5 protein-coding genes are annotated in these 3,839 nt (G+C 61.0%); 3 read left to right on the forward strand and 2 right to left on the reverse strand.

Features of this window, described 5'->3' with window-relative positions; all coding sequences use genetic code 11:
• Position 1: 1 nt before the first annotated feature.
• Positions 2-322 carry a hypothetical protein gene (locus Q0520_RS09815; protein WP_298669503.1) on the reverse strand — a complete coding sequence of 107 codons (321 nt, stop codon included), beginning with the start codon at positions 320-322 and terminating at the stop codon, positions 2-4.
• Between the two features lie 45 nt (positions 323-367).
• Entirely contained in the window at positions 368-1,540 is a 1,173-nt protein-coding gene (locus Q0520_RS09820; RefSeq protein WP_298669505.1) for a redox-regulated ATPase YchF, read from the reverse strand.
• A 42-nt stretch (positions 1,541-1,582) separates the two neighbouring features.
• Here Q0520_RS09820 and Q0520_RS09825 point away from each other — a divergent pair, with 42 nt between their 5' ends.
• The 3 genes from Q0520_RS09825 to Q0520_RS09835 all read left to right on the forward strand — a co-directional run bounded on the left by Q0520_RS09825 (position 1,583) and on the right by Q0520_RS09835 (position 3,456).
• Positions 1,583-2,173: a pyruvate kinase alpha/beta domain-containing protein gene (locus Q0520_RS09825; RefSeq protein WP_298669507.1), complete on the forward strand. Its 591-nt coding sequence runs from the start codon at positions 1,583-1,585 to the stop codon at positions 2,171-2,173.
• Between the two features lie 4 nt (positions 2,174-2,177).
• A complete protein-coding gene (locus Q0520_RS09830) occupies positions 2,178-3,023 on the forward strand; it encodes a hypothetical protein (protein WP_298669510.1) in 846 nt (281 codons plus the stop codon).
• 208 nt (positions 3,024-3,231) lie between these two features.
• Positions 3,232-3,456: a type II toxin-antitoxin system HicB family antitoxin gene (locus Q0520_RS09835; RefSeq protein WP_298669512.1), complete on the forward strand. Its 225-nt coding sequence runs from the start codon at positions 3,232-3,234 to the stop codon at positions 3,454-3,456.
• The last annotated feature ends 383 nt before the right edge of the window (positions 3,457-3,839 follow it).

Here is a 3,839-nt window from a genome sequence, read left to right on the forward strand (position 1 = left end):
CTCAGAACGAGTCGATCGAGATGCCGTCGAAGGACTCAGCGATCTCCCTGACCTCCTTCACGCCGAAGGCCGTCTGGACAGAGACAAGGTCGATCTCGCTCGCGCACGAGCACATGTAGTCGAGGACGTCCACCGAGAGTTCGCGGTGCTGCTGGCTCTTCCTCAACTGGTCCATGAGGCGCGCCATCGTCTCCGGCGGTTCCATCCGCAGCTTCGCCAGGGAGACGACACACATGAATATCCGGGTGAGGTTCCGGTCAGGTCCGGTGATGGTGTCGAAAAAGTTCCGCAACACCTGCGCCTGGTAGACCTCGCCGCCCATAGGTGAAGATCACATCCCGGTATAAAAAAAGGTATCTTTTTGTTCTCACTTCCTGACACTCACGATCTTGATGATGTCACCTTCCTTCAGTTCGGTGCTCTCCTTGATCCGCATGCCTGTCCGTGCGTCGACGGCGTACAGGAAGCCCTCGCCGATATCGGTGTGGACGCGGAAGGCAAGATCCTTCGGGGTCGAGCCCTTCTTCATCAGGAAGGCGTCGGGGAGGACGCGGCCCTGCTTGTCGGTGAAGCGGTGCTCGTCCTCCACCGGGTAGACGACGATCTGGTCGAGACTCTCGAAGACGGTCCTGTTGATCGCCTGCTGGACGCCGGTGCCGCCGTATTTTACGACGAGGGCCTGCAATTTTTCAAGGGCCGCCCTCTGCTGGGGGCTCAGCTTCGCGTCGGGCTTGATGGTGAAGGAGGCGTCGCCGGGCAGGTAGGTGATGAAGCCTCCGTCGGCCGCCATCCTGAGGGCGAGTTCGGCCGCGGAACTCGTCGGGACACCGCCCATCTCCTTCATCTCGTCGATGAGGACGTCAGGGGCCATGTCCATCTTGTTCGCGATAAAGACGACGGGCTTTGTCCGTGCAAGCAGGCGCTCGCAGAGGGGGACAAGGTCCTCCTCGCTCGCCCTGCGGAGGTCGAGGTCGAGCCCGGCGGCGACCTCCTTCACGTCCTCGTAGGTGACGCCGAGGCCTGCAAGCACACCGGCGACAGCCTCGTAGGCATCGAAGGTCTTCTGCTGCGCCTGTCTCTGGAGACGGGCCCAGTGTTTGGCCAGGATGCCGTGGACCCACATCGTCATCTCGAAGGAGAGGAAGGTGACGTCCTCCCTCGGGTCGTGGCTGCCGGGATCTACAGGGTTGCCCTCGGCGTCAGTCCCGCCGCTTGCGTCCACGACATGGAGGATGGCGTCGGCCTCCCTGAGGTTGTCCAGGAACTGGTTGCCGAGGCCCCTCCCTTTGTGGGCGTCGGGAACGAGTCCGGCGACGTCGACGAAGCCGACAGGCACGAAGCGGACGCCGTCATGACACTGGGTGCAACCCTTGATACCGAGTTCCTTGCACGGGCAGGTGGTGCGCACATAGGCGACGCCGTGGTTCGCGTCGATGGTGGTGAAGGGGTAGTTGGCGATCTCGACCTGCGCCATGGTTGCGGCCTTAAAAAAAGTGGATTTGCCGCAGTTTGGTTTTCCGGCTAATGCTAGGGTAATCATAACAATTCTCTTTTACGTTTGCACTCTTAATAATCTGGTACCATGGGATACAGCACGAGGAAGACATATTATTTCGACGCACCCGGCGCGGCGAACACGGAGGACGCCGCTCGCTTCGCGGTTGAACGCGCACGCGAGGAGGGGATCGGCACAGTCGTCGTCGCAAGCTGCACCGGGAAGACGGCCCTCACCTTCCTCCGGGTGATGGAGGGGACAGGTCTCCGCCTGGTGGTGGTGACCCATGCCGTCGGTTTCTCCGCACCCGGCGTCTGGGAGTTCGACCGGGCGGCCGCGGAGACCCTGCGGGCGGCAGGGGCCGTGATCGTCACCGGGACGCATGTCCTCTCCGGCCTTGAACGCGCCATCTCACGGTCGCCGAAGCTCGGGGGTGCGTCGCGGACCGAGGCGATCGCCGAGTCCCTCCGCCGCACAATCGCCGTCGGCCTGAAGGTGGCCGTCGAGTGCTGCCTCATCGCCGCGGACCAGGGCGCTGTCAGGGTGGACGAGGAGGTCGTGGCCGTCGGCGGGACAGCAACGGGCGCAGACACTGTCTGCGTGATCAGGCCCGCCCACACCGCAGCCTTCTTCGACCTGCAGGTGAGGGAGATCGTCGCCATGCCCAGGAACCGGTGATCAGGTGTTCGGGTCATTGCAGGAGGCCTTCAACCTCCTTACCAGAATCCCTCTCGTCTGGACGACCGGGATCATCATGGGCGCGGCCCTCGGTCTCGACTTCATGCTCGAACTCTCCGGCGAGATGTTCTTCGCCGGAAAGATTCTCCTCTTCGGCCTCCTCGTCCTCCCCTTCTTTGTTGCGGGGTCACTCGGGGCGATGCACAGACAGGACGGGAGCCTCGCCGCATTCCTGGAAGAGGGGAAGAAGGGCTACTTCAGGGTCCTCCTCCCGGCGATCGTCCTCATCTTTGCGGCAGCCGTGACCCTCATTCTCCTCGCCATACCAGTCGCCGTCCTCACCGGGAGTGGAGCGGTCGGGGCGGTCGGTTCGGCGGTCCTCGGGGTGGCACTTTCCTTCGCTTTCTTCGCGTACTTCTACGACGCCGCGGCGGTGACCGAGGAACTCGGCGTCTTCGCCTCCCTCCAGCGGAGCGCCGCCCTCGTCCTCACCGACCTCTGGAATGTGCTCCTCTTCTATGCGGCGAACATCGCGGCATTCATCGGTCTCGGCTTCGCCGCGCTCATCCTCCTCACGGCCTTCCTCTACGACAAACTCGCCCCCATCGTCGAGAGCGGAGAGACCCTCGCCTTCGACGCCGCCAATGCTACCGCGGCCCAGGCCGAGTTTGCCGCCATCCTGGGACCCGACGGCATATGGGCGATCGCCCTCGTCTACGCCCTCTTCGTCGCCGTCTTCGTCCCCTTCGCCCTCGCGTTCAAGGCCGCCTTCTATGCCCGGCACATCAGGGAGGCCGAGGAGGAGGTCGTGGGCGAGTACGACGAGAAGGGCCGGTGGTACAGGTACTGAATAGAGCACCACTTTTTTTCGGGGTTTGGGGAGACTGCCGCTCATCTGAGAGGAGAGACAGAACTGGAGGCGTCACAATCTCACTCTCTAAGACAGAGTACCTGAGAGGATCATATCGAGGGGTGCATGCCGGGTACAGTGCCGCCCGCACCCCCGGTCATATTTTTATGATTGTGCACCACCCATGCGCTATCAGGAGGGATCGTACATGCTGGTAAAATTCGACATATACTATGATGGTGAGTTCTGGTGTGCCCGCGGCATGGGAGTGGACATCTTCACGCAGGGTGCAACGCTTGACGAACTCATGAACAATATCAAAGACGCCGTCGAACTGCACTTCGAAGAGAATATCGATGCCGGAGAGCAAATCACGATAATATCCCTGACCGAACTTCAGGTTGGTTCAATTGCCAAAATCTCCGGTTGTTAGTGGCTTTCTTCTGGTGAAAGTGCTCAGCTCGCCTGGTTATACCATCCTGCGGCAGCGTGGCAGCCATGTTCAGTTGAGCAAGAATACATCTTCCGGAGAACACCGGATCACGAATCCCCCTCCATGACGAGATCGCAAAAGGCACACTGGACGATATTGTCACCAAAGTGTCACAGTGGAATTGTATCGCAAGACCTTTTTGACCTTCTACGATAAAGCACGTTCCTGCAGTCCACCGGTGAAGCAGACTCCATCAATCCCTCCCGCACGAGATCTCCTCCCCCTTTTCCAGGAGGATCGCAAGAGACTTCAGACCAATCGCGACTGCCTCGTCGATCGTCTGTCGTATGAGCCTTCTCTCTAGACCACCAGCAGCGCAAGCA

This window comes from uncultured Methanofollis sp., from assembly GCF_937919355.1.
In the GTDB taxonomy this organism is placed as follows: domain Archaea; phylum Halobacteriota; class Methanomicrobia; order Methanomicrobiales; family Methanofollaceae; genus Methanofollis.

Bases quoted from the DNA above. Each gene is read 5' to 3' on its own strand.
- Q0520_RS09815 (WP_298669503.1), bottom strand. From the start codon at position 322: ATGGGCGGCGAGGTCTACCAGGCGCAGGTGTTGCGGAACTTTTTCGAC.
- Q0520_RS09820 (WP_298669505.1), bottom strand. From the start codon at position 1,540: ATGATTACCCTAGCATTAGCCGGAAAACCAAACTGCGGCAAATCCACT.
- Q0520_RS09825 (WP_298669507.1), top strand. From the start codon at position 1,583: ATGGGATACAGCACGAGGAAGACATATTATTTCGACGCACCCGGCGCG.
- Q0520_RS09835 (WP_298669512.1), top strand. From the start codon at position 3,232: ATGCTGGTAAAATTCGACATATACTATGATGGTGAGTTCTGGTGTGCC.